The following is a 24272-nucleotide window of genomic DNA, read 5'->3' on the forward strand; positions in this document are numbered from 1 at the left end:
GGGACGAGGATGACGGCCCGACCGGCGAAGGCCGCGCCGCCGCGCCCGCGGCGCACCGGTCCCGCCCCGCGCCCGCAGCGCGGCGGCGCCACCCGCGGCCCGCGCGGCCTGTACACCCAGGTCCGCCGGGCCTGGGACCGGCCGCTGACCGCCTACTACCTGGTGGTCGGCGGCAGCCTGCTGATCACCGTGCTCGGTCTGGTGATGGTCTACTCGGCCTCCCAGATCAAGGCGCTCCAGCTCGGCCTGGCACCGACGTACTTCTTCCGCAAGCAGCTGTTCGCGGCGGTGCTCGGCGGCATCCTGATGCTGGTGGCGGCCCGGATGACGGTACGGGTCCACCGGACGCTGTCCTACCCGCTGCTGGCCGTCTCCGTCTTCCTGATGACCCTGGTGCAGATCCCCGGGATAGGGGTCGCGGTCAACGGCAACCAGAACTGGATCAACCTGGGCGGCCCCTTCCAGATGCAGCCCAGCGAGTTCGGCAAGCTGGCGCTGGTCCTGTGGGGGGCCGACCTGCTGGCGCGCAAACAGGACAAGAAGCTGCTCATGCAGTGGAAGCACCTGCTGGTGCCGCTGATCCCGGTGGCCTTCCTGCTGCTCGGCCTGATCATGCTCGGCGGCGACATGGGCACCGCGATCATTCTCACCGCGATCCTCTTCGGTCTGCTGTGGCTGGCCGGCGCCCCGACCCGGCTCTTCGTGGGCGTGCTCGGCGCGGCGGTCGTCATAGGGGCGCTGCTGATCAAGACCAGCGCCAACCGGATGGCCCGGCTCGCCTGCATCGGCGCGACCGATCCCGGACCGCAGGACCAGTGCTGGCAGGCCGTGCACGGCATCTACGCACTGGCCTCCGGCGGCTTCTTCGGTTCGGGACTCGGCGCCAGTATGGAAAAATGGGGTGAACTCCCTGAACCGCACACCGACTTCATCTTCGCCATCACCGGGGAGGAACTGGGGCTTGCGGGGACGCTGTCGGTGCTCGCCCTCTTCGCGGCTCTAGGCTATGCGGGTATCCGCGTGGCCGGACGCACGGAGGATCCCTTCGTGAGGTACGCAGCGGGAGGCGTGACCACCTGGATCACGGCCCAGGCCGTGATCAATATCGGTGCGGTGCTCGGTCTGTTGCCGATCGCCGGGGTCCCGCTGCCGCTGTTCTCCTTCGGGGGCTCCGCCCTGCTGCCGACGATGTTCGCCATCGGTCTGCTGATCGCCTTCGCGCGTGACGAGCCCGCTGCACGGGCGGCACTGGCCATGCGGCAGCCTGTTTTCGGAAGGAAACCGGCTGGGGTGAGACGGAAGACGATGAGACGGCGCGTCAAGAAGCGACCGTCCGGAGAGCGGTGAATTTCGGTGCATGTCGTACTCGCCGGTGGGGGGACCGCCGGCCACATCGAGCCCGCGCTCGCCCTCGCGGACGCCCTGCGCAGGCAGGACCCGACCGTGGGGATCACGGCACTCGGCACGGAGAAGGGGCTGGAGACCCGGCTGGTGCCGGAGCGGGGCTACGAGCTCGGGCTGATCCCGGCCGTACCGCTGCCGCGCAAGCCCACGCCCGAACTGATCACCGTCCCCGGGCGGCTGCGCGGCACGATCAAGGCCGCCGAGCAGATCCTGGAGCGCACGAAGGCGGACTGCGTCGTCGGGTTCGGCGGCTATGTCGCGCTGCCCGGTTACCTGGCCGCCAAGCGGCGCGGGGTGCCGATCATCGTGCACGAGGCCAATGCCCGCCCCGGGCTGGCCAACAAGATCGGCTCGCGCTACGCCAAGTACGTCGCGGTCAGCACCCCGGACAGCAAGCTGCGGGACGCCCGGTACGTGGGCATCCCGCTGCGCCGCACGATCGCGACCCTCGACCGGGCGGCGGTCCGCCCCGAGGCGCGGGCCGCCTTCGGGCTGGACCCCAACCTGCCGACGCTGCTGGTCTCCGGCGGCTCGCAGGGGGCCCGGCGGCTCAACGAGGTCATCCAGGCCGCCGTACCCGCTCTTCAGCGCTCCGGAATCCAGGTGCTGCACGCGGTCGGCCCGAAGAACGAAATGCCGCATGTGGACAACATGCCGGGGATGCCCCCGTATGTGCCGGTACCGTACGTGGACCGGATGGACCTCGCGTACGCCGCGGCCGACATGATGCTCTGCCGCGCGGGCGCGATGACCGTCGCCGAACTGTCCGCCGTCGGGCTGCCGGCCGCCTACGTACCGCTGCCCATCGGCAACGGCGAACAGCGGCTGAACGCCCAGCCGCTGGTCAACGCCGGCGGCGGGCTGCTCGTCGACGACGCGCAGCTGACGCCGGAGTGGGTGCAGGGCCAGGTGCTGCCGGTGCTCGCCGACCCGCACCGGCTGTACGAGATGTCCCGCGCGGCATCCGAGTTCGGCCGCAGGGACGCGGACGAGCTTCTGGTCGGCATGGTGTACGAGGCGGTCGCGGGCCGCTGACGGACGGTGCGGCCGTGCTGCCCCGGGGCGTACCCCGGGGCGGCGGCCGGAAGGAGAGGGAGTGTGGCCGGACCGACGACCGCCCGGCGCGGTGAGAAGAAGTCCGCGCGCTCCGGCCCGCCCTCTTCCGGAAAGCCCGAGAAGTCCTGGAAACCCGGAAGGTCCGGGAAGTCCGGCGGGTCCGGTGCCGGAGGCGGAGCCGATGAGCCCGGAAAGCGGGGCGCGTCCGGCCCGTCGGGCGGCTGGTCCGGCCTGCGGGCCCGGTTCCGCGTACCGCCCCGCCGCAGCCTGATCATCACATCGGCGGGCGCCGTACTGCTGGCCGGTTTCGGTACCTGGGCCCTGTACGGCTCCACCTGGCTGCGCACGGAACACGTAGAGGTGAGCGGTATCGGTGTGCTGACGGCCGATGAGGTCGTACGGGCCGCCGCGGTACCGATGGACACACCCCTCGCCTCCATGGACAAGGGGGCCGTCGCCGGCCGCTTGCGCGCGAAACTTCCGCGTATCAAGTCCGTTGCCGTCATGCGCTCCTGGCCGCACACGGTCAGCCTGAAAGTGACCGAAAGGCAGCCGGAACTCGTTATTCAAACGGGCGGAAAGTTCGTCGAAGTGGACGCCGAAGGGACGCGTTTCGCCACGGTCGCCACCGCTCCGAAGGGCGTTCCGCTTCTGGAAATGGCCGTACGGGACAGCCCGGGTCTGCGGCGGTTCGGCGCCGACCGCCTCCGGCGCGCGGCCGGCACCGTCGTCACCGCCCTCCCGAAACCGCTCCACCAGGAGGTTCGTACCGTCGAGGTGCGTTCCTTCGACGCCATCACCCTGAAGCTGACGGGCGGCCGTACCGTCGTATGGGGGAGTGACGAACGCAGTACGGCGAAGGCCAAGGTGCTCGCCGCGGCGCTGAAAGCGGCGCGTGACGCGCGCCACTTCGATGTGAGTGTCCCCACCGCACCCGCGGTGTCCGGGAGTTGACGTGTGTACCCGCAGGCCAGCACCCTGGATGGCTACCACTATGGGTGATCACATAGGGTGAAAAGAAAAACGGGAGGTTCGGCGTGTTCGTTGAACGTGCGCCACTTGTCGACTTAGTGTCTCGTTCCAAAGAGTCCCAGGAACACAGGCACTGGTAACCCTAAACTTCAGCGTTAGGGTTCGGGTCGGCACTACGAACCGTCCCATCGGCATCAGTCGGCGACCGCACCCCCCGGTGCGGCGACGACACGTAACTCGAGGCGAGAGGCCTTCGACGTGGCAGCACCGCAGAACTACCTCGCAGTCATCAAGGTCGTCGGCATCGGCGGCGGTGGCGTGAACGCCATCAACCGGATGATCGAGGTCGGGCTCAAGGGCGTCGAGTTCATCGCGATCAACACCGATGCACAGGCCCTGCTGATGAGCGACGCCGACGTCAAACTGGACGTCGGCCGGGAACTCACGCGTGGTCTGGGCGCAGGCGCCAACCCCGATGTCGGCCGCAAGGCGGCCGAAGACCACCGCGAGGAGATCGAGGAGGTCCTCAAGGGGGCCGACATGGTCTTCGTGACCGCGGGAGAGGGCGGCGGCACCGGCACCGGCGGCGCCCCCGTCGTCGCCAACATCGCCCGCTCGCTCGGCGCCCTGACGATCGGTGTGGTCACCCGACCGTTCACCTTCGAGGGCCGTCGCCGCGCGAACCAGGCCGAGGACGGCATCGCCGGCCTCCGCGACGAGGTCGACACCCTCATCGTGATCCCCAATGACCGACTGCTGTCCATCTCGGACCGCCAGGTGAGCGTGCTCGACGCGTTCAAGTCCGCGGACCAGGTACTGCTGTCGGGTGTCCAGGGCATCACCGACCTGATCACCACCCCGGGTCTGATCAACCTCGACTTCGCCGACGTCAAGTCCGTGATGTCGGAGGCCGGCTCGGCCCTCATGGGCATCGGCTCGGCGCGCGGCGACGACCGCGCGGTGGCCGCCGCGGAGATGGCGATCTCCTCGCCGCTCCTGGAGGCGTCCATCGACGGCGCCCGCGGCGTGCTGCTCTCCATCTCCGGCGGCTCCGACCTCGGTCTCTTCGAGATCAACGAGGCCGCGCAACTGGTCAGCGAGGCGGCTCACCCCGAGGCGAACATCATCTTCGGCGCCGTCATCGACGACGCGCTCGGCGACGAGGTCCGGGTGACCGTCATCGCCGCGGGCTTCGACGGCGGCCAGCCGCCGGCCCGTCAGCAGACCGTGCTCGGTAACCAGAACAACGGCAAGCGCGAGGAACCGGCTCCGGCCGCCAGCCGCCCGGCCCCGCAGGCCGAGCCCCGGTCGTCGTCCTTCGGCGGCCTGGGTTCGGTGCCCGTACGGGACGAGGAGCCGGCCCCGGCCGACCCGTCCCCGCTCGGCGAGGTGCCGCCGCCCCCGACCGCCTCGCCGCAGGTTCCGCCGGCCCGTCCGTACTCGGACACCGCGGCCGAGGAACTGGACGTCCCCGACTTCCTGAAGTGACCGAAGTCCCGACGTGATAGGGCAACAGCACCCGGTGCTGACGAACGACACGAGCGGCGCGCACTTCGCCTTCACCGACCGGTGGGGCGGGGTGAGCGCCGCTCCGTATGCCGAGCTCAACCTCGGGGGCGCCGTCGGCGACGACCCCGGAGCGGTACGGACCAATCGCGAACTGGCGGCCAAGGCGCTGGGCCTGGACCCAGCCTCGGTCGTGTGGATGAACCAGGTGCACGGCCGGGACGTGGCCGTGGTCGACGGGCCGTGGCGCGACGACACCGAGGTCCCCTGTGTGGACGCGGTGGTGACGGCCCGGCGGGGCCTGGCCCTCGCGGTCCTGACCGCCGACTGCACCCCGGTGCTCCTCGCCGACCCGGTCGCCGGAGTCACCGGCGCCGCGCACGCGGGGCGTCCGGGCCTGGTGGCCGGAGTGGTTCCGGCCACCGTCGAGGCGATGACCGCGCTGGGCGCCGACCCGGCCCGTATCACCGCCCGTACCGGGCCCGCGGTCTGCGGACGCTGCTACGAGGTGCCCGCGGCGATGCGCGACGAGGTCGCCGCGGTGGTGCCCGCGGCGTGGGCCACCACCTCGTGGGGCACCCCCGCGGTGGACATGGCCGCCGGGGTCCGTGCCCAACTCGCCGCGTACGGCGTGCAGATGCGTGAACATTCCCACATCTGCACGCTGGAGTCGGCGGACCACTTCTCGTACCGGCGCGACCGCACCACCGGGCGGCTCGCGAGCTATGTATGGCTGGGATGCTGAGCTGTGACGGATCGTAGGACCGAACTGGCGGACAACCTGGCGCGCGTGGAGGAACGAATCTCCACCGCGTGCGACAAGGCCGGCCGCAAGCGTGAAGACGTGACGCTCATCGTGGTCACGAAGACCTACCCGGCGAGCGACGTCCGGCTGCTCGCCGAACTCGGCGTCCGGCAGGTGGCGGAGAACCGCGACCAGGACGCGGCGCCGAAGGCCGCCGCCTGCTCGGATCTGCCCCTTACCTGGCACTTCGTCGGTCAGTTGCAGACCAACAAAGTGCGGTCTGTGGCCAATTACGCCGATATTGTGCAGTCGGTCGACCGCGCCAAGCTGGTCACCGCACTGTCGAAGGAAGCGGTACGGGCCGGCCGCGAGCTCCGCTGCCTGCTCCAGGTGGCACTTGACGCCGAGTCGGGTGACACCCGGGGGGAGACGGGGGAGCGTGGCGGGGTGGCCCCGGCCGGGGTCGCCGCGCTGGCCGACGCCATCGCGGACGCCGAAGGTCTGCGCCTGGGCGGTCTGATGACGGTGGCTCCGCTGACCGGCCCGTTCGCCGGGCGGCCCGGTGCCGCTTTCGAGCGTTTGATGGAAATCTCATCCGGCCTGCGCGTGAACCATCCTGCTGCGAACATGGTGTCAGCAGGGATGAGCGCGGACCTCGATGAAGCCGTGGCTGCCGGGGCGACACATGTGCGCGTCGGCACTGCGGTACTCGGAGTCCGACCACGGCTCGGGTAACGTCGCCAAGCAAGTCGGACCACAGCACAAAATATGGTCATTGCCCCCAAAAGGAGGGCAGACCGCGTGGATCCAAGGCACCCGGTGACGGAGCCGATCCACCACAGAGCGGAGGACGCAGAGAATGGCCGGCGCGATGCGCAAGATGGCGGTCTACCTCGGCCTCGTGGAGGACGATGGGTACGACGGCCGGGGGTTCGACCCCGACGACGAGTTCGAGCCCGAGCTTGACCCGGAGCCCGAACGGGGGCGGCGACCGCAGACCCAAGTACCCACCGAGCCGCACCCGGAACGGGACGAACCCGTCCGAGTCGCCCAGCCACCCGCTCAGCGTGAGTCCGCGCCCCTGGCCGCCGAAAGCGGACGACCCGCCCGAATCGCCCCCGTGGCGTCCATCACACCCGACCGTCCGAATCTGGAGAAGAACGCACCGGTGATCATGCCCAAGGTTGTGTCCGAGCGGGAGCCCTACCGCATCACCACGCTGCACCCCCGGACCTACAACGAAGCCCGTACCATCGGGGAACACTTCCGTGAGGGCACTCCGGTGATCATGAATCTCACGGAGATGGACGACACGGACGCGAAGCGACTTGTCGACTTTGCGGCCGGTCTCGTCTTCGGCCTGCACGGCAGCATCGAGCGGGTGACGCAGAAGGTGTTCCTGTTGTCGCCTGCTAACGTCGATGTCACGGCGGAGGACAAGGCCCGTATCGCAGAGGGCGGGTTCTTCAACCAGAGCTGAGACGCAACACCGGGCACACCGGGCCGAAACGCCCAACACGACAGCATGGCAAGGGGAGAGGACAGCGCGGATGAGTATCGCTGGACAGGTGATCTACATCGCGTTGTACTGCTTCCTGATCGTGTTGATCTTCCGGCTGGTGATGGACTATGTCTTCCAGTTCGCCCGTTCATGGCAACCCGGCAAGCCAATGGTGGTCGTTCTGGAGGCCACCTACACTGTCACTGATCCGCCACTCAAGCTCTTGCGGCGGGTCATTCCGCCGCTGCGTCTCGGGGGCGTGGCGCTCGACCTGTCCTTCTTCGTATTGATGATCATCGTCTACATCCTGATCACCGTCGTGAGGTCGGTGTTGTTGGTGTGAACGATACGGTCTTGCCGATTGCCGACGACTACGTTGAGGTGAAGTAGAGATGCCGTTGACCCCCGAGGACGTGCGGAACAAGCAGTTCACGACCGTCCGCCTCCGAGAAGGCTATGACGAGGACGAGGTCGATGCCTTCCTCGATGAGGTCGAAGCCGAACTGACCCGTCTGCTGCGGGAGAACGAGGACCTGCGCGCCAAGCTGGCCGCCGCGACGCGAGCCGCCGCGCAGAACCAGCAGCAGAACATGCGCAAGCAGCAGGACCAGCAGCAGCAGGACCAGCAGCAACAGCACCAGCAGGGCAGGCCCGGGGCTCCCGTGCCCGCCGCCATATCCGGTCCGCAGCCGGTGCCGCCGCAGCAACAGCAGCAACAGCAGCAGTTGGGCGGCCCGCCGCAGCTGACCGGAGGGGCCCCGCAGCTGCCGGCCGGCCCCGGTGGCCACGGTCCTGGTCCGCAGGGCCCGCACGGCCCCGGCCCGATGGGGCCCGGCGGTCCGCTCGGCGGCCCGATGGGCGGTCCCGGTGGCCCCGGTGGTCACGGCGGCCCGCAGCTGCCGCAGCCGGGTCAGGGTCCGGGCGGCGACAGCGCCGCTCGTGTGCTCTCGCTCGCGCAGCAGACCGCCGACCAGGCGATTGCGGAGGCCCGCTCCGAAGCCAACAAGATCGTTGGTGAGGCGCGCAGCCGGGCCGAGGGTCTGGAGCGGGATGCCCGCGCCAAGGCGGATGCGCTGGAGCGGGACGCGCAGGAGAAGCACCGCGTCGCGATGGGGTCGCTGGAGTCGGCCCGCGCCACGCTGGAGCGCAAGGTCGAGGACCTGCGCGGCTTCGAGCGCGAGTACCGTACGCGGCTGAAGTCCTACCTGGAGAGCCAGCTGCGCCAGCTGGAGAACCAGGCCGACGACTCGCTGGCGCCGCCGCGGACGCCGGCGACCGCCTCGCTGCCGCCGTCGCCGTCGATGGCGTCGGCCGGTGCCGGGTCCATGGGGGGCAACCACACCATGGGTGGCGGGCAGTCGATGGGTGGTCACGGTGGTGGCTCCGCGAGTGCTCCGTCCTACGGCGGGCAGCAGCAGATGTCGCCGGCGATGACGCAGCCGATGGCTCCGGTGCGGCCGCAGGGGCAGCAGCCGATGCAGCAGGCGCCGTCGCCGATGCGTGGGTTCCTCATCGACGAGGACGACAACTGAGCGGAGCCGCGCTTCGCGCGTAGTCGTCGCGCGTAGTGCGTAGTCGGCAATCAGGGCTGGGCCCCTGGGGTTATCCCCGGGGGCCCGGTCTTTTGCGTGGGCCCGGTTGGCCCGGTTGGGGTGCGCGTTCTGCGCCGTCTGTCCGGTGGGTGGTGGGCTCGGGCCCCCGCAGGGGTCACTCCTCGACACCGTGTACGTCAACGGTGACCACATTGTGAACCCAGATACCCGGCTGCTCTGCGGGGAGACCCCTGCGTGGACCCGAGCCCGGCCGGATTGCGGCTATCCGTGCGTTTTGGGTTGGTGTGCTACGGGATTGCTGACCGGCTTGTACGCGAACGGCCCCCGACGCCTGGTGCGTCGGGGGCCGCTCGGTGTTGTTCGCGCTTGGGGCTTACGCCTCGGTCTTTCGGAGGTGGAAGGTGAGGTTGAGGGCCTCGTCCTCGAAGGCCGGGCCGTATGTGGCGTCGGCCTCGCCGTAGGCGAAGTCCGTGGCCAGGACCTCGTCCGAGATGAGGGTGTGGTGGTCGGTCAGTGCTGTGCGGACCTCTTCGTCGGTGGTCTGCCAGCGCAGAGCGATACGGTCGGCCACGTCCAGGCCGCTGTTCTTGCGGGCCTCCTGGATGAGGCGGATGGCGTCGCGGGCCAGGCCCGCGCGGCGCAGGTCGGGGGTGATCTCCAGGTCGAGGGCCACGGTGGCGCCTGCGTCGGAGGCCACCGACCAGCCCTCGCGCGGGGTCTCGGTGATGATGACCTCGTCGGGGGAGAGGGGAAGCGTCTCGTCGTCGACGGTGATGGTCGCCGTGCCCTCGCGCAGGGCGAGGGAGAGGGCTGCCGCGTCGGTGGCGGCGATGGCCTTGGCCACTGCCTGGACGCCCTTGCCGAAGCGCTTGCCCAGGGCCCGGAAGTTGGCCTTGGCCGTGGTGTCGACCAGGGAGCCGCCCACCTCGGAGAGGGTGGCGAGGGTGGAGACGTTCAGTTCCTCGGTGATCTGGGTGCGCAGTTCGGGGGAGAGGGCTTCGAAGCCGGCTGCGGCGACCAGGGCGCGGGAGAGGGGCTGGCGGGTCTTGACGCCGGATTCCGCGCGGGTGGCGCGGCCCAGTTCGACCAGGCGGCGCACCAGCTGCATGTGCGTGGAGAGAGCCGGGTCGATGAGAGTGGGGTCGGCTTCGGGCCAGGTGGAGAGGTGGACCGAGTCGGGGGCGTCGGGGGTGACCGGGACGACCAGGTCCTGCCACACGCGTTCGGTGATGAACGGGGTGATGGGGGCCATCAGGCGGGTGACCGTTTCGATGACCTCGTGGAGCGTGCGCAGGGCCGCCTTGTCGCCCTGCCAGAAGCGGCGGCGGGAGCGGCGTACGTACCAGTTGGAGAGGTCGTCGACGAAGGAGGAGAGGAGCTTGCCGGCGCGCTGGGTGTCGAAGGTTTCGAGGGCTTCGGTGACGCCTTCGGTGAGGGCGTGGAGTTCGGACAGGAGCCAGCGGTCGAGGAGCGGGCGGTCGGCCGGGGTGGGGTCTTCGGCGCTGGGGACCCAGCTGGAGGTGCGGGCGTACAGGGCCTGGAAGGCGACCGTGTTCCAGTAGGTGAGGAGGGTCTTGCGGACCACTTCCTGGATGGTGCCGTGGCCTACGCGGCGGGCCGCCCAGGGGGAGCCGCCGGCCGCCATGAACCAGCGGACGGCGTCGGCGCCGTGCTGGTCCATCAGCGGGATCGGGTCCAGGGTGTTGCCCAGGTGCTTGGACATCTTGCGGCCGTCCTCGGCGAGGATGTGGCCCAGGCAGACGACGTTCTCGTAGGACGACTTGTCGAAGACGAGGGTGCCGACGGCCATGAGGGTGTAGAACCAGCCGCGGGTCTGGTCGATCGCCTCGGAGATGAACTGCGCGGGGTAGCGCTTCTCGAACAGTTCCTTGTTCTTGTACGGGTAGCCCCACTGCGCGAAGGGCATGGAGCCGGAGTCGTACCAGGCGTCGATGACCTCGGGGACGCGCGTCGCGGTGCCCTGGCACGTGGGGCAGGGGAAGGTGACGGCGTCGATGTAGGGGCGGTGGGGGTCGAGGCCGGACTGGTCGGTGCCGGTGAGGTCGGTGAGCTCGGCGAGGGAGCCCACGCAGGTGAGGTGGTCTTCGGCGCAGCGCCAGATGGGGAGCGGGGTGCCCCAGTAGCGGTTGCGGGAGAGGGCCCAGTCGATGTTGTTGTTGAGCCAGTCGCCGAAGCGGCCGTGCTTGACCGACTCGGGGAACCAGTTGGTGTGCTCGTTCTCGCGCAGCAGGGCGTCCTTGACCGCGGTGGTGCGGATGTACCAGGACGGCTGGGCGTAGTAGAGCAGGGCGGTGTGGCAGCGCCAGCAGTGCGGGTAGCTGTGCTCGTAGGCGACGTGGCGGAAGAGCAGGCCGCGGGCGTCGAGGTCCGTGACGAGGTGCTCGTCGGCCTTCTTGAAGAACTGGCCGCCGACGAGGGCGAGGTCCTCCTCGAAGGTGCCGTCGGGGCGCACCGGGTTGACGACCGGCAGGCCGTAGCCGCGGCAGGTCTTGAGGTCGTCCTCACCGAAGGCCGGGGCCTGGTGGACCAGGCCCGTACCGTCCTCGGTGGTGACGTAGTCGGCGTTGACGACGAAGTTGGCGTCTTCCAGCTCGACGAGGTCGAAGGGGCGGCGGTAGGCCCAGCGCTCCATGTCGCGGCCGGTGAAGGTCCGGCCGGTCGCGGTCCAGCCCTCGCCGAGGGCCTTTTCGAGCAGGGGCTCGGCGACGACGAGGTTTTCCCGGCCGTCGGTGGCGACGACGTAGGTGACGTCGGGGTGGGCGGCGACCGCCGTGTTGGAGACCAGCGTCCAGGGGGTGGTCGTCCAGATGAGGAGGGCCGCTTCGCCGGCCAGCGGGCCCGAGGTGAGGGGGAGGCGGACGAAGACGGAGGGGTCCACGACCGTTTCGTAGCCCTGGGCCAGTTCGTGGTCGGACAGGCCGGTGCCGCAGCGGGGGCACCAGGGGGCGACGCGGTGGTCCTGCGCGAGCAGGCCCTTGTCGAAGATCTGCTTGAGGGACCACCAGACCGACTGGATGTAGTCGGGGTCCATGGTGCGGTACGGGTCGTCCAGGTCCGTCCAGTACCCCATCCGGGTGGTGAGGTCGGCGAAGGCGTCGGTGTGGCGGGTCACCGACTCGCGGCACTTGGCGTTGAACTCGGCGATGCCGTACGCCTCGATGTCCTTCTTGCCGTTGAAGCCCAGTTCCTTCTCGACGGCCAGCTCGACCGGCAGGCCGTGGCAGTCCCAGCCGGCCTTGCGGCCGACGTGGTAGCCCCGCATCGTGCGGAAGCGGGGGAAGACGTCCTTGAAGACGCGGGCCTCGATGTGGTGGGCACCGGGCATGCCGTTGGCGGTCGGCGGGCCTTCGTAGAAGACCCATTCGGGCCGGCCCTCGGACTGCTGGAGGGTACGGGCGAAGACCTTCTGCTCGCGCCAGAAATCGAGCACCGCGTGCTCAAGGGCGGGCAGGTCTACCTGGGCGGGTACCTGGCGGTACTGAGACTGTGACATCGGGGCGTTCCTCCGGCGGACACCTGCTGCGTTCTCCGTCCGGAGGGACGAGAGCCTGGGCTCCCGCGGTACCACCCTCCTTGGCGGTGCGTGCTCCACCGCCCCCTCATTGGGGTCGCGAGGCCGGTTCTACTCGCCTGCGGGCCGCTCGCGGGCCGCCCGTGGGCTTTCTTCCGGCGGCTCCGGGCTGATCTTCACGTCGCGCACGCCTCCGGGCTCGCACCGTCCCCGGCTCGCTCATGGCTGCGTACGACGCTACTCGTCCCATCCGCGCCTTTCGCTGGCCCCGCGCTCCCGGCTTCTCCCCCGGCCCGAGGCCGGGAGGTGTCCCGGAGCAGGGGGACCCCCACAGTGTACGGGGCACCGGCGGTGCGGGCCGACCGGTTTTGCGGGCTGCGCCGAGTGAGGTAGCGGGTGCCGAGGGCGTGACCCGAATGGCGATACGCAGGGCGCGGGAGTCGGCGCGCGGGGGGCGGGCGGCCGGTGACGGGGTCCGCGCGGGCCGTGGGCTGGCGGTTCACCGCGCGAGCAGGGGGCACAACGGATGCAGACCCGGCTGCCGTGGGGGAGACCGGGCCGGAAAGGGCGGTGCGTCCCGTTGCCGCGTGCCTTGAGGCGATTTATCGTTCCGGTCACGATTCGCGAGCATGATCACATCGTGAAGGGGCCGCGGCCATGGTGGCGAAGAAGACCGCCGCGAAGAAGAGCACGGCGGATGCCGGGAAGGCCGCGGCCGGGAAGCCGGGAACCGCGGCGAAGAAGCGGGTGTCCGCCGCCACGGCGATGAGTGCGCAGGCCGCGCCGGACACCCCGGCCACGGAGCCGGAGCATCCGCCCGCGGCCGAGAAGTCGGCCGAGAAGACGGCGAAGAAGACGGCGAAGAAGACGGCCAAGAAGGCGACCGGGAAGAAGGCCGCGGCGAAGAAGGCGGTGGAGGAGGCCGGGGAGTCCCCTCCGGACGGCGGACCCGCGGCCCGGAAGGCCGCGCCCCGGAAGGCGGCCAGGAAGACCGCACCTGCCGAGAAGGCGGTGCCCGCGAAGAAGACGGGAGCCAAGACGGTGGTGGAGAAGCAGACTCCGGGCGGGGCACCGGCCGCCGAGGCGGAGCAGGACGGGACGACGGGCGCGGTGCCCAAGGCGCGTGCCGCGGCCCCCGGCGAGCTGGCCGTACGGCCCGGCGAGGACCCGTGGACGCCGGGTGAGGTCGCCGAGGCCCGTACGGAACTGCACGCGGAGGTCGCCCGGCTGCGTACGGAGATCGAGGCGTCCGAGGACGCGCTCGCCGGGCTGATGCGGGATTCCGGCGAAGGCACCGGCGACGAGGCGGACACCGGCAGCAAGAACATCACCCGCGAACACGAGATGGCGCTGGCCTCCAACGCGCGCGAGATGCTGCTGCAGACCGAGCGCGCGCTGGAGCGGCTGGACGCGGGCACGTACGGCCTGTGCGAGAACTGCGGCAAGCCGATCGGCAAGGCCCGGATGCAGGCGTTCCCCCGGGCGACGCTGTGTGTGGAGTGCAAGCAGCGGCAGGAACGCAGGTAGCACGTGTGGCGGTCAGGCGGGCAGGCCCGGCCGTCGGGCGGGAGAATCGCCCGTGGGCGGTGGCACCCGTCCCCGCAGCATCCGTACGCCTGTGCCGTACCCTCGTGCTCAGCCGGGGGCGGCCTGGCGTGCGGGATTCTACGGGCTGAGGGGCTCACAACGTGGCAGAGGCGGAGCGCATCACCGGTACGCCGGAGACCGGGCCGGATTCCGAGCCGGGGACGGCGGCGGTACCGGGATCCGGGGGGAACGCCGAGGGGACGGCGCCGCGCGAGCGGGACGGGGCCCGGGGCGACGAGCCCCGGGGCGAGGACGCGGCCGGCGGCGAGGCGGGCGCCACCGCGGCCGGGGCCAAGGGCAGGGGCAAGCGGCGGATCGGCACGCTGTTCCTGGTCGCGGCCTTCGTCTACCTCCTCGACCTGGGCAGCAAGGCGCTGGTGGTCGCGAAGCTGGAGCACCACGCCCCCATCGAGGTGATCGGTTCGCTGCTGCGCCTGGAGGTGATCCGCAACCGCGGTGCCGCCTTCAGCATCGGCGAGGCGTTGACGATCTTCCTCACCATCATCGCGGCGATCGTGATCGTGGTGATCATCCGGATCGCCCGCAAGCTGTACAGCCTCCCGTGGGGCATCGCGCTCGGCCTGCTGCTGGGCGGCGCCTTCGGCAACCTCACCGACCGGATCTTCCGTACGCCGGGCGTCTTCGAGGGCGCGGTGGTGGACTTCATCGCACCCGCCCATTTCGCGGTCTTCAATCTCGCGGACTCGGCGATCGTCTGCGGTGGCATCCTGATCGTGATCCTGTCCTTCCGCGGCCTGGACCCGGACGGCACGGTCCACAAGGACTGACGGACGGGTACGGGGCCGGCCGGGCGACCGGGGCCGGCGGGAGTGTCACAGCGGGCTGACATACTCGGTGATGTGAGCACGATTCCCGAGATCCGCACCCTGCCCGTACCGGACGGCCTGGAGGGCGAGCGCGTAGACGCCGCGCTGGCCCGTATGTTCGGCTTCTCCCGTACGAAGGCCGCCGAGCTGGCGGCCGGCGGGAAGGTCCGGGTGGACGGCGCCGAAGTCATGAAGTCCGAGCGGGTGCACGGCGGCGCCTGGCTGGAAGTGGAGATGCCGCAGGCCGCGCCGCCGGTGGAGATCGTCGCCGAGCCCGTCGAGGGCATGGAGATCGTCCATGACGACGACGACATCGTGGTCATCGTCAAGCCGGTCGGCGTCGCCGCGCACCCGAGCCCCGGCTGGACGGGCACGACCGTCATCGGCGGGCTGGCCGCCGCGGGCTTCCGTATCGCGACCTCCGGTGCCGCCGAGCGCCAGGGCATCGTGCACCGCCTCGACGTCGGCACCTCCGGCCTGATGGTGGTGGCCAAGTCGGAGCGCGCGTACACCCTGCTCAAGCAGCAGTTCCGGGAGCGTACGGTCGACAAGCGCTACCACGCCCTGGTGCAGGGCCACCCGGACCCGATGAGCGGCACGATCGACGCACCCATCGGCCGGCACCCGCAGCACGACTACAAGTGGGCGGTGACGGCCGACGGCAAGGCGTCGGTCACGCACTACGACCTCATCGAGGCGTTCCGGGCGGCCAGCCTGCTGGACATCAAGCTGGAGACGGGGCGTACGCACCAGATCCGGGTCCACATGTCCGCGCACCGCCACCCGTGCGTCGGCGACCTGACCTACGGCGCCGACCCGACGCTGGCCAAGCGGCTGGGTCTCACCCGGCAGTGGCTGCACGCGATGCGGCTGGGCTTCGAGCACCCGGCCGACGGGCAGTGGGTGGAGTTCGAGAGCGCCTATCCGGAGGACCTCCAGCGCGCCCTGGACCGGGTGCGGTCCGAGAGCGCCTGAGCCGCACGCCGCGCGCGGGGCGGAGCGGTTTCCGGGCGGCGGTAGACCGGACGGCCGAGCGGCCCGACTGCTCGTCCGAGCGGTTTTTGCACGCTTCATGGCAGGCTTGGGGCGGAAAGTGATCGATCTCGACCCCGGAGCGTAGTCACCGTGGACCAGCTGGCCCTGATGTTCGTCCTACTTCTCGGGGCCGTGGTCATGGTCCCGGTCGGTGACCGGCTGGGCCTGCCGTCGCCGGTCCTGATGACGCTCGGGGGCGCGGTACTGGCCCTGCTGCCGTTCGTACCGAACGTCGAGGTACCGCCGGAGTTCATCCTCCCGCTGGTACTGCCGCCGCTGCTCTACGCCGCCGTCCAGCGCACCTCCTGGCGGCAGTTCACGGCCAACATCCGGCCCATCTTCCTGCTGGCGGTGGCCCTGGTCTTCGCGACCACGGCCGCCGTCGCCGCTGTGGCACACGCCATCGTCCCCGGCATGCCGATCGCCGCGGCGGTGGTGCTCGGCGCCCTCGTCGCGCCGCCCGACCCGGTCGCCGCGACCGCCGTGGCGGGCAAGCTGGGCCTGCCCCGCCGGATGGTCTCCATCCTGGAGGGCGAGGGGCTGTTCAACGACGTCACCGCGATCGTGCTCTACCACGTCGCGCTCGCCGCAGCCGTCAGCGGCTCCTTCTCGGTGCCCTCCGCGGTGGGCTCGCTGGTGCTGTCCGCGGTGGTGGCCATAGCCGTCGGTCTGCTGCTGGGGTGGGCCGCCAACAAGCTGATGGGCCTGCTGGGCGACCCGACGCTGCAGATCGGCCTGACGCTGCTGGTGCCGTTCGTCGCGTACGTCCTCGCCGAGGAGTTCGAGGGCTCCGGGGTGCTGGCGGTGCTGACCACCGCGCTGTTCCTCGCCGAGTACGCGGTGGACGCCGACGACGTGATGGGCCGGCTGGCCGGCTACACCTTCTGGGAGATCGTCGACACCCTCGTCACCGGCGTCGCCTTCGGCCTGATCGGCCTGGAACTGCACAACGTCATCAAGGTGGCCTCCGGCCGCTGGGGCGAGATGCTCGGAGTGGGCGCGGCCGTCGTGGTGGTCGTGGTGGGCGTCCGGCTGCTGTGGCTGCTGCCCGCCGCCTGGCTGGCCAAGCGGATGCACAAGCGCCGGGACTTCGACGAGGACATCCCGATGAGCTGGCGGGAGACCCTGATCATGTGGTGGTCCGGGATGCGCGGTGTGGCGTCCGTCGCGCTGGCGCTGGCCATCCCGTACACGATCGACGGCGGCGCGGACTTCCCGGCCCGCGACGAGATCCTCTTCATCGCCTTCGCCGTGGTGCTCTCCGGACTCGTCATCCAGGGCCTGTCGCTGCCCACACTCGTCAAGAAGCTGCGGGTACGGGCCGACACGGAGGCCGAGGAGAAGCTGGAGCACGAGCTGGCGCTGCGGGTGATCAAGGCGTCCAAGCGGCGGCTGAAGGAGATCCTGGAGGTCGAGGAACTGCCGGAGGAGATCAGCGAGCAGCTCGGCCGGCGCGCGTACGACATGGGCGCGCGCATCGCGCCGGACATCGTGGACGACGACCGGCGGGAGAACTTCGAAAAGCGCATCACCCGGATGAAGAAGGTGCAGCGCATCCAGAGCGAGATGCTCTCGGCGGCCCGCCACGAGGTGCTGGCGGCGCGCAGCGAGCCGGGCGCCGACCCGGAGATCGTGGACCGGGTGCTGCGCCAGCTGGACATGCGCAGCCTGCGGGGCGCTCCGCTGCCCTAAGGGGCCGGGGCGGGGTACGGCATCGCACCCCGCCCCGCACCGTCAGCCGTCCGCGCCCGGACCCTTGTCCAGGGTCCCCGGGCGCCGCTCGCCGTCCGTTTCCGCCAGGCGGGCGGGGTCCTGTCCGCCGTCGGGGGCGACGGCGGTGGCGACCCGCGGCAGCGCGTACGGGTGTTCCGCGCGCAGCCAGTCGATCATCCGCTCGCGGACCTCGCAGCGCACCGACCAGATGGAGTCCGAGTCACGGGCGGTGACCAGGGCGCGTACCTGGATCGTGGTCGGAGTGGTGTCGGTGACCACCAGGCTCCAGCCGCGGCCGTCCCAGTCGGTGCTGTTCTGCAGGATCTCGTGCAGCCGGTGCCGCATCTTCTCCACGGGCGCCGCGTGGTCGAGGTGGAAGAAGACCGTGCCGGTCATCTGCGCGCCCCCGCGCGACCAGTTCTCGAACGGCTTGCTCGTGAAGTACGACACGGGCATGGTGATCCGCCGCTCGTCCCAGGTCCGTACGGTCAGGAAGGTCAGGGTGATCTCCTCGACCGTGCCCCACTCCTTGTCCACGACGACCGTGTCCCCGATGCGGACCATGTCGCCGAAGGCGATCTGCAGGCCCGCGAAGAGGTTGCCGAGGGTGGACTGCGCCGCCACACCGGCGACGATGCCGACCAGCCCGGCCGAGGCCAGCATGGACTGGCCGACCGTCTGCATCCTGGGGAAGGTCAGCAGCATCGAGGCCGCGGCGACGATGATGACGACCGCCGTGACCACCCGCTGGATCAGGGTGACCTGGGTACGGACCCGCCGGACCCGGGCGGCGTCCCGCGCGCCCGCGGCGTACCGGGAGTACGAGGACTCCACGATGGCCGCCGACGCGCGGATGGCGAGCCAGGCGGTGGCCGCGATCAGGATCAGGGAGAGGATCTGGCCGAGACCGGCCTCGTGGTCCTCGATGAACTCCAGTCCGGTTCTGTCGTAGAAGCCGCGCAGCAGCGCGGTCACCAGCACCACTTGCAGGGGGACGCGGCAGCGCCGCAGCAGGCCCCACAGTGGCGTGTCCGGGCGGGCCGTGTCGGCCCGGCGCAGTGCCAGGTCGGCCAGCCAGCCCAGAACGAGCGTCACGACTATCGAGCCGCCTACGACGATGAGCGGACGAAGCACGTCCTCCATGGACACTTCGGTCCTCCTAGTTGTGGTCAGCTTCGTGCCGGTTCCTACTGACCGTAACTGGCACGATGGTGGAAGTGCGATCCAATGACAGGGAAGTGAATCCAGTGGCCTCTTCGTCCGCCTCGTCCTCCGCGCCGTCCGCGGCGCCTTCGACGGTTGTCCTGTTCCACTCGGTGTGCGGTCTGCGGCCCGCGGTGCACGCCGCCGCCGACCGGCTCCGCGAGGCCGGGCACGAGGTCGTCGTACCGGATCTCTTCGACGGGCGGACCGCCGAGACCGTCGAGGACGGCGTGGTGATCAAGGACGAGATCGGCAAGGACGAGCTGCTGCTCCGCGCGGTGACCGCCGCCGCGCCGTATTCCGACCGGGGCGTGGTCTACGCGGGCTTCTCCTTCGGTGGCGCGGTCGCGCAGAACCTCGCGCTGGGGGACGAGAAGGCGCGCGGGCTGCTGCTGATGCACGGGACCTCGGACATCGCCGACGACGCCTCGGTCGACGAGCTGCCCGTACAGCTGCACGTCGCCGACCCGGACCCGTTCGAGCCGCACGACTGGCTGAACGCCTGGTACCTGCGGATGGGGCGGGCCGGCGCGGACGTGGAGGTCTACCGCTACCCGGGCGCCGGGCACCTGTTCACCGACCCCGGCCTGCCGGACTACGACGAGGAGGCCGCCGAGAGCGCCTGGAAGGTCGCCCTCGGCTTCCTCGACTCGCTGTAACGGCGAGGGACGGCAGAGCCCGGAACGGCGCGGAACGGCGGGCGCACCCGGACGGCGCGAACAGCAGGCGCACCTGGAACGGCCGTGCCGGGTGCGCCCGCCGTGCGGCTACTTCTTCGCCGGGCCGAACTCGTCGTCGATCATCTTGTTGAAGTTGGCCGTGGCGAGCTGCTGGTACTGCTCCTTGGTCATCTGCTGCTGCGGGACCTGCGGCAGTTTGAGCTTCTTGTCGCCGTGCAGGAAGGCGGGCGTCCCGGTCACTCCCTTACGCCCGAAGAGCGCCGTCATGTCCATCGTCCACCGGTCGTACGTACCGTCCTTGACCGCGGCCTGGAACTTCTTGTTGTTCTTCAGCTCGGGTACCTGGTCGGCCACCTCGATCAGCTTCTTGTCCTTGGCGTAGGCGTCGTCGGCCTCCTCGGGGTGGTTCTTCTCCGCGTACAGCGCGGTCTTGTACTTGAGGAACGCCTCCGGGCTCACGTTCAGGGCCGCGCCCAGCGCGCTGAGCGCGTTCTTGGAGCCCTCACCGCCCTGCCCGCCGTCGATGAACGTGTACATGGTGAAGCGGATCTTGTAGCGGCCGTCCTCCATGCCCTTCAGGAGGGCCGGACCGGCGCTCTGCTCGAAGCCCGCACAGGCCGGACAGCGGATGTCCTCGAAGACCTCCAGGGTCTCCTTCGCCTCCGGCTTGCCGATGACGATCTCGGTGCCGTCCTTGCCGCCGGTGTGCGCGGGTTTGACCAGGTCGGCCTCCTTGGCCGCCTCCCAGCCGGTGGGCTCGTTCGCCTTCATGATCCCGAAGCCGATACCGCCGGCTATCACGAGGACACCGACCACCGACCCCGCCACGACGAGCTGCCGGCGGACCTTCTCCTTCTTCTTCTGCCGGTCGCGCTCGGCCCGGATCCGCTCGCGGGCCGCCTGCTTGCCCGCCTGACTGTTGCGGTCGCTCATGGTGCTTACCGACTCCCTGTCCCGATTCCCTTGGTACGTGCCGTGGTGGACCCCCGCTGTACGGGCAGCGGCGGACCGCGCCGTACGACGCAGTGCCCGAGCCGGAACAGCGGCCGGGGGAGGGGGAGACGGCGTACGGGCAGAACCTGGCGGCGCACCGGAAAGGGACCGGCGGCGTCCGCGGAGGCCAGCAGCAGCACCGGCCGGAACGCGCAGGCCGGCACGGCGCGCAGCAGCCCCTCCAGCGCGGCGTCGCCGCGCCACAGCCAGGCCGCGGCCAGCAGCCCGACGGCGACATGCGCGATGAGCAGCAGCCAGGGGAGCACCGCCGGACCGGCCGGGGGCACGGGCAGCCACGGGTGGGCCTCCCCCATAGGGGAGATGCTCCCGTCCCGGGCGAGCGGCGTGCCCAGCTCACCGCCCCTGCACAGCAGGTCCACGCCGACCGAGCGCAGCGGCCCGGTGACCGGGCCGCCGGCCTGCCCGTAACAGGTGTGCTGCCCGGTGGTGAAGACGGTGTCGGCGGCCAGTTCCACCGGGACGAGAAGCCCGGCGATGTGCCGGAAGCCGCGCTCGCGGTCCGCCAGGACGTACGCGAGGGCGAACACCGCCGCACCGACCGGGACGAGCGTGGACAGCGCCACCGGGGTGCGGGTGAGCAGGACGTGCGAGGTGGTGGACAGGGTCACGCACAGCGTGGTGAACACCGCGGCGCGTACCGCGCGCAGTGGGACACCCGGCCGTGCCCCGGTCCGCTCCATGCCCGGAGTCTGCCATGGACACGGCGATGTGCCGGGTCAAGATTTGGCATCGGCGGACCCGCGGTCACCGGGTACGGCGACGGCCGGCGCGCGGTGTGCACGCCGGCCGCGGGAGCCGTCCGCCGGAGCCCCGGACCGGGGCCCGGGAGCGGCTTCGGTCAGCCCTTCATGGCCTTGTCGACAGCCGCGGTGAACGCCTCCGGCGTGGACGGGGCGACCTTGCCGTTCGCGGAGTCGGTGCCCAGCACCGTGTCGTCCATCTTGACCGTCGGCGTGCTCTTGACGTCCTTGAAGCCGTTGAAGGTCTTGGACATCTCCATCGCCCAGCGGTTGTACGTACCGGCCTTCACCGCGTCCTGGAACGTGGCGTTGCCCTTCAGGGCGGGCACCGTGTCGGCGACCTTGAGCAGGTAGTCGTTCTCGGCGAACTTGTCCTGCCGCTCGTCGGGGTGGAACTCCTTCGAGAACAGCGCCTCCTTGTACTTCAGGAAGGCGTCGGTGCTCACGTTGAGCGCGGCCCCCAGCGAGCTGAGCGCGTTCTTGGAGCCGGTGCCCTGGAGGTTGTCGTCCAGGAAGGTGCCCAGGTGGATGGAGGCCTTGTACTTGCCGTCCTTCAGATCCTTCTGGATCGTCTCGCCGACGTTCTGCTCGAAGCCCGCGCAGCCCGGGCAGCGGGCGTCCTCGAAGAGCGACAGCGTGTGCTTGGCGTCCTTCTTGCCGACGGTGATCTCCGTGCCGTTCTTGCCGGAGGTGTTGGCCGGCTGGACCAGCTTGGCGCTCGCCGCGTCGGACCACTTGGCGGAGCCGCCGCCCGAGTCGCCGCCACCCGAGTTGGCCACGGCGACGCCGATACCGCCCGCGACGGCCAGCACGGCGACGATCGCACCGCCGACGGTCAGCTGCCGGCGGACCTTCTCCTTCTTCTTCTGCCGCTCGCGCTCGACGCGCAGCCGCTCGCGGGCTGCCTGCTTGTTGGCCTGGCTGTTGCGGTTGCTCATGACTGTCCTGCTCCTGAGAAAGGTGTGAACGGGTACCTGTCCGGAAGCCGCGGCCCGAAGGCTACGCAGCGAGGGAACAGGGCGGTCCACGCCGTACGACGCAGTGCACGAGCAGCGGGACGGCCCGCGGGGCGGACGCGGCACGCGCGGGCCGGGAGGCCGGGCGGTGCGGCACGGGCAGCGCCCGTACGCACGCCACCGCCAGCAGCAGCGGCCGGAACGCGAACGCCGTCACGGCCCCCAGCAACCGGGCCAGCGCCGCCTCTCCCCGCCGCAGCCAGGCCGCCGCGAGCAGCCCCACGGAGACATGCGCGGCGAGCAGCAGCAGCCACGTCGAGACGGGCGCCGGGTCCTCCCCGGACAAGTGCGCCAGGGGAGCGCCCACATTGCCGCCGCCGCACAGCAGGTCCACGCCCAGGGACCGCAACGGCCCGGTGACCGGACCGCCCGCCTGCCCGTAACACGTGTGCTGACCTGCGCTGAAGACCGTGTCGGCGGCCAGCTCCAGCGGAACGAGCAGCGCGGCGATCCGCCAGAAGCCGCGCTCCCGGCCGGCCAGCGCGTACGAGACGGCGAAGACGGCGGCCGACAGGGCGGCGACGGTGGTCAGCGGCAGCGGCATCCGGGACAGCAGCACATGACCCGCGGCGGACAGCGTCACGCACAGCGCCGTGAAGAGCGCTGCGCGCAGTGCCCGCAGGTGTGCCGCCGAGATGTCCATTGCAGCGAGTCTGCCACGGCCCGGTGTAAGTGTGGACTAAGAGGCGCGAACCCGTTGCGCCTCCGCCGCCCTCACTCCGTGGCCCGGCTCACAGACCGGGGATACGGCCGTTGCGGAAGAGGTCCACGAACGTCTGGTGGTCGGCGCGGGCCCGCGCGCCGTACGCGTGGGCGAAGTCCACCAGCAGCCGGCCGAAGCCCTCCTCGTCGGCGGCGATGGCCGCGTCGATGGCGCGCTCGGTGGAGAACGGCACCAGGGAGTGGCCGCTCTCGTCGTCCGCGGCGGCGTGCATCGTCGCCGTCGCCCGGCCCAGATCGGCGACGACCGCCGCGATCTCCTCCGGGTCGTCGATGTCCGACCAGTCCAGATCGACCGCGTACGGGGAGATCTCGGCCACGAGCTGGCCGGCGCCGTCCAGCTCGGTCCAGCCCAGCCACGGGTCGGCGTGGTCCTGGAGGGCGCGCTGCGAGATCACCGTGCGGTGGCCCTCGTGCTGGAAGTAGCCGCGCACCCGCGGGTCGGTGATGTGCCGGGAGACGGCCGGGGTCTGCGCCTGCTTCAGGTAGATCACGACGTCGTTCTCCAGGGCGTCGCTGTTGCCCTCCAGCAGGATGTTGTACGAGGGCAGGCCCGCCGAGCCGATGCCGATGCCGCGGCGCCCCACCACGTCCTTGACGCGGTAGGAGTCCGGGCGGGTCAGGCTGGACTCGGGCAGCGTCTCCAGATAGCCGTCGAACGCCGCCAGGACCTTGTAACGGGTCGCGGCGTCCAGCTCGACCGTGCCGCCGCCCGCGGCGAAGCGGCGCTCGAAGTCGCGGATCTCGGTCATCGAGTCGAGCAGGCCGAAGCGGGTCAGCGAGCGGGCCATCCGCAGCGCGCCCAGCAGCGGCCCGTCGGCGGTGTCCAGGGTGAACGGCGGCACGTCGTCGTCCTTGGCGCCGGTGGCCAGGGCGTGGATGCGCTCGCGGTACGCGGTGGCGTAGATCCCCACCAGCTCGCTGATCTGCTCGTCGCTCAGCGCCTTGGCGTAGCCGATCAGGGCGACGGAGGCGGCGAAGCGCTTGAGGTCCCAGGTGAAGGGGCCGACGTACGCCTCGTCGAAGTCGTTGACGTTGAAGATCAGCCGGCCGGTGGCGTCCATGTACGTGCCGAAGTTCTCCGCGTGCAGATCGCCGTGGATCCACACCTGGCCCGTGCGCTCGTCCTCGTACGGACCGCTGCCGGGGCCGCCGTCCTGCGCCTGGAGATCGTGGTAGAAGAGGCAGGCCGTGCCCCGGTAGAAGGCGAAGGCGGAGGCGGCCATCTTCCGGAACTTGACCCGGAAGGCCGCCGGGTCGGCGGCGAGCAGCTCCCCGAAGGCGGTGTCGAAGACGGCGAGGATCTCCTCGCCGCGCTGAGCGGCGTCCGGCGCCGGGACGAGCTGGGACGACATCGCGGGGTGCCTCCTGAGGCAAGTGGTGCGGACGGGTGTGCCGCCTCTTCCAACGGCCGAGGCTACTCACGAGTGCCCGCCACCCCTCATCGAGGCGCTGCGCGCCGCAGCCC

Annotated in this window: 21 protein-coding genes; 14 read left to right on the forward strand and 7 right to left on the reverse strand. The window is 70.7% G+C overall.

The features are described 5' to 3' along the window. Nucleotides 1–9 precede the first annotated feature (9 nt). The 9 genes from ftsW (at nt 10) to A6A06_RS16955 (ending at nt 8716) form a co-directional block, all read left to right on the forward strand. Complete coding sequence (ftsW, locus tag A6A06_RS16915) at nt 10–1347, forward strand: putative lipid II flippase FtsW (protein ID WP_073761981.1); 1338 nt, start codon at nt 10–12, stop codon at nt 1345–1347. Nucleotides 1348–1353: 6 nt separating this feature from the next. After that, nucleotides 1354–2439, forward strand: coding sequence for an undecaprenyldiphospho-muramoylpentapeptide beta-N-acetylglucosaminyltransferase (murG, locus tag A6A06_RS16920; RefSeq protein ID WP_073761982.1), 1086 nt, complete (start codon nt 1354–1356; stop codon nt 2437–2439). 63 nt (nt 2440–2502) lie between these two features. Further along, complete coding sequence (locus tag A6A06_RS16925) at nt 2503–3414, forward strand: cell division protein FtsQ/DivIB (protein ID WP_242440766.1); 912 nt, start codon at nt 2503–2505, stop codon at nt 3412–3414. A gap of 276 nt (nt 3415–3690) precedes the next feature. Continuing rightward, entirely contained in the window at nt 3691–4920 is a 1230-nt protein-coding gene (gene ftsZ, locus A6A06_RS16930; RefSeq protein WP_073761983.1) for a cell division protein FtsZ, read from the forward strand. A gap of 13 nt (nt 4921–4933) precedes the next feature. Next, nucleotides 4934–5683: a peptidoglycan editing factor PgeF gene (gene pgeF, locus A6A06_RS16935; RefSeq protein ID WP_073761984.1), complete on the forward strand. Its 750-nt coding sequence runs from the start codon at nt 4934–4936 to the stop codon at nt 5681–5683. A gap of 3 nt (nt 5684–5686) precedes the next feature. Next, nucleotides 5687–6418, forward strand: coding sequence for a YggS family pyridoxal phosphate-dependent enzyme (locus tag A6A06_RS16940; RefSeq protein ID WP_073761985.1), 732 nt, complete (start codon nt 5687–5689; stop codon nt 6416–6418). A 124-nt stretch (nt 6419–6542) separates the two neighbouring features. After that, on the forward strand, nt 6543–7163 hold the full coding sequence (locus tag A6A06_RS16945; protein WP_073761986.1) for a cell division protein SepF: 621 nt from the start codon (nt 6543–6545) through the stop codon (nt 7161–7163). Between the two features lie 70 nt (nt 7164–7233). Then, complete coding sequence (locus A6A06_RS16950; RefSeq protein WP_030676138.1) at nt 7234–7527, forward strand: YggT family protein; 294 nt, start codon at nt 7234–7236, stop codon at nt 7525–7527. A gap of 49 nt (nt 7528–7576) precedes the next feature. Further along, entirely contained in the window at nt 7577–8716 is a 1140-nt protein-coding gene (locus A6A06_RS16955; RefSeq protein ID WP_073761987.1) for a DivIVA domain-containing protein, read from the forward strand. A gap of 394 nt (nt 8717–9110) precedes the next feature. Here the strand turns inward: A6A06_RS16955 and ileS are convergent, their stop codons facing one another. Next, a complete protein-coding gene (gene ileS / locus A6A06_RS16960) occupies nt 9111–12251 on the reverse strand; it encodes an isoleucine--tRNA ligase (RefSeq protein WP_073761988.1) in 3141 nt (1046 codons plus the stop codon). Between the two features lie 675 nt (nt 12252–12926). Between ileS and A6A06_RS41720 the strand changes: the two genes are divergently transcribed. From A6A06_RS41720 to A6A06_RS16980, 4 genes are all read left to right on the forward strand, one after another. Continuing rightward, complete coding sequence (locus tag A6A06_RS41720; protein WP_073761989.1) at nt 12927–13796, forward strand: TraR/DksA family transcriptional regulator; 870 nt, start codon at nt 12927–12929, stop codon at nt 13794–13796. Nucleotides 13797–13957: 161 nt separating this feature from the next. After that, nucleotides 13958–14644: a signal peptidase II gene (lspA, locus tag A6A06_RS16970; protein ID WP_073761990.1), complete on the forward strand. Its 687-nt coding sequence runs from the start codon at nt 13958–13960 to the stop codon at nt 14642–14644. A 72-nt stretch (nt 14645–14716) separates the two neighbouring features. Continuing rightward, on the forward strand, nt 14717–15658 hold the full coding sequence (locus tag A6A06_RS16975) for an RluA family pseudouridine synthase (RefSeq protein ID WP_073761991.1): 942 nt from the start codon (nt 14717–14719) through the stop codon (nt 15656–15658). A gap of 150 nt (nt 15659–15808) precedes the next feature. After that, nucleotides 15809–17410, forward strand: coding sequence for a Na+/H+ antiporter (locus A6A06_RS16980; protein ID WP_073761992.1), 1602 nt, complete (start codon nt 15809–15811; stop codon nt 17408–17410). 42 nt (nt 17411–17452) lie between these two features. On the opposite strand, the gene A6A06_RS16985 is transcribed toward A6A06_RS16980, so the two are convergent. Beyond that, nucleotides 17453–18574 carry a mechanosensitive ion channel family protein gene (locus tag A6A06_RS16985; protein WP_242440767.1) on the reverse strand — a complete coding sequence of 374 codons (1122 nt, stop codon included), beginning with the start codon at nt 18572–18574 and terminating at the stop codon, nt 17453–17455. A 104-nt stretch (nt 18575–18678) separates the two neighbouring features. Here A6A06_RS16985 and A6A06_RS16990 point away from each other — a divergent pair, with 104 nt between their 5' ends. After that, on the forward strand, nt 18679–19293 hold the full coding sequence (locus A6A06_RS16990) for a dienelactone hydrolase family protein (protein ID WP_199930897.1): 615 nt from the start codon (nt 18679–18681) through the stop codon (nt 19291–19293). 108 nt (nt 19294–19401) lie between these two features. On the opposite strand, the gene A6A06_RS16995 is transcribed toward A6A06_RS16990, so the two are convergent. From A6A06_RS16995 to A6A06_RS17015, 5 genes are all read right to left on the reverse strand, one after another. Then, on the reverse strand, nt 19402–20247 hold the full coding sequence (locus tag A6A06_RS16995; RefSeq protein ID WP_073761995.1) for a thioredoxin domain-containing protein: 846 nt from the start codon (nt 20245–20247) through the stop codon (nt 19402–19404). A 5-nt stretch (nt 20248–20252) separates the two neighbouring features. Next, nucleotides 20253–21008, reverse strand: coding sequence for a hypothetical protein (locus tag A6A06_RS17000; protein ID WP_073761996.1), 756 nt, complete (start codon nt 21006–21008; stop codon nt 20253–20255). 158 nt (nt 21009–21166) lie between these two features. Beyond that, nucleotides 21167–22006, reverse strand: coding sequence for a thioredoxin domain-containing protein (locus A6A06_RS17005; RefSeq protein WP_073761997.1), 840 nt, complete (start codon nt 22004–22006; stop codon nt 21167–21169). Nucleotides 22007–22067: 61 nt separating this feature from the next. Next, nucleotides 22068–22727 (reverse strand): hypothetical protein, encoded by a 660-nt coding sequence (locus A6A06_RS17010; protein WP_073761998.1) that lies wholly within the window; start codon nt 22725–22727, stop codon nt 22068–22070. An 88-nt stretch (nt 22728–22815) separates the two neighbouring features. Then, the gene (locus A6A06_RS17015; protein WP_073761999.1) at nt 22816–24159 is read right to left on the reverse strand and encodes a DUF2252 domain-containing protein; all 1344 of its coding nucleotides are present in this window, start codon (nt 24157–24159) and stop codon (nt 22816–22818) included. Nucleotides 24160–24272 lie beyond the last annotated feature (113 nt).

The organism is Streptomyces sp. CB02923, from assembly GCF_001905005.1.
Classification (GTDB): domain Bacteria; phylum Actinomycetota; class Actinomycetes; order Streptomycetales; family Streptomycetaceae; genus Streptomyces.

Bases quoted from the DNA above. Each gene is read 5' to 3' on its own strand.
- A6A06_RS17000 (WP_073761996.1), bottom strand. From the start codon at position 21,008: ATGGAGCGGACCGGGGCACGGCCGGGTGTCCCACTGCGCGCGGTACGC.
- A6A06_RS41720 (WP_073761989.1), top strand. From the start codon at position 12,927: ATGGTGGCGAAGAAGACCGCCGCGAAGAAGAGCACGGCGGATGCCGGG.
- ftsW (WP_073761981.1), top strand. From the start codon at position 10: ATGACGGCCCGACCGGCGAAGGCCGCGCCGCCGCGCCCGCGGCGCACC.
- A6A06_RS16945 (WP_073761986.1), top strand. From the start codon at position 6,543: ATGGCCGGCGCGATGCGCAAGATGGCGGTCTACCTCGGCCTCGTGGAG.
- A6A06_RS17010 (WP_073761998.1), bottom strand. From the start codon at position 22,727: ATGGACATCTCGGCGGCACACCTGCGGGCACTGCGCGCAGCGCTCTTC.
- A6A06_RS16955 (WP_073761987.1), top strand. From the start codon at position 7,577: ATGCCGTTGACCCCCGAGGACGTGCGGAACAAGCAGTTCACGACCGTC.
- A6A06_RS16995 (WP_073761995.1), bottom strand. From the start codon at position 20,247: ATGAGCGACCGCAACAGTCAGGCGGGCAAGCAGGCGGCCCGCGAGCGG.
- A6A06_RS16985 (WP_242440767.1), bottom strand. From the start codon at position 18,574: ATGGAGGACGTGCTTCGTCCGCTCATCGTCGTAGGCGGCTCGATAGTC.
- A6A06_RS16950 (WP_030676138.1), top strand. From the start codon at position 7,234: ATGAGTATCGCTGGACAGGTGATCTACATCGCGTTGTACTGCTTCCTG.
- A6A06_RS17015 (WP_073761999.1), bottom strand. From the start codon at position 24,159: ATGTCGTCCCAGCTCGTCCCGGCGCCGGACGCCGCTCAGCGCGGCGAG.
- ileS (WP_073761988.1), bottom strand. From the start codon at position 12,251: ATGTCACAGTCTCAGTACCGCCAGGTACCCGCCCAGGTAGACCTGCCC.
- A6A06_RS17005 (WP_073761997.1), bottom strand. From the start codon at position 22,006: ATGAGCAACCGCAACAGCCAGGCCAACAAGCAGGCAGCCCGCGAGCGG.